Annotated in this window: 1 protein-coding gene; it reads left to right on the top strand. The window is 52.8% G+C overall.

Annotated features, from left to right (window positions below; all coding sequences use genetic code 11):
- Positions 1 to 517 (top strand): Ig-like domain-containing protein (locus D9N13_RS00075; protein WP_290584469.1); only part of this gene is annotated, 517 nt, incomplete at both ends.

Genomic DNA, 517 nt, shown 5'->3' with positions numbered 1-517 from the left:
TCAGGGAATACGTCGGCAGCCTCCAGCGCCTTGAATATAACGGTGGATACGGCAGCACCATCAGCACCAACAGTTGCGGCCATTACCGATGATACTGGAACTGCCTCTGACGGCATTACCTCAGACAATCAGTTAATTATTACTGGCACAGCAGAAGCAAACGCCTCTGTAGAAGTGTTTATCGACGCTGGCTCCATTGGCACCTCTACAGCCGATGGCAGTGGTAACTGGAGCTTTGATCATACTGGCACTACTTTGGCGGATGGTGGTTACGCTATTACCGCCGCGGCAACGGACGCATCAGGGAATACGTCGGCAGCCTCAAGCGCCTTGAATATAACCGTGGATACGGCAGCTCCGGCAGCACCGGCGGTTACCGCTATCACAGACGATACTGGAACAGCGTCTGACGGTATTACGTCAGATAATCAACTGGTGATCACAGGTACAGCAGAAGCTAATGCGTCGGTTGAAGTGTTTATTGATGCTGGCTCCATTGGCACCACCACTGCGGATG

It is taken from the genome of Ketobacter sp. GenoA1 (genome assembly GCF_003671475.1).
GTDB lineage: Bacteria > Pseudomonadota > Gammaproteobacteria > Pseudomonadales > Ketobacteraceae > Ketobacter.
Note: the sequence above shows the minus strand (reverse complement) of the source record. Positions and strands in the feature narration are given on the sequence as shown.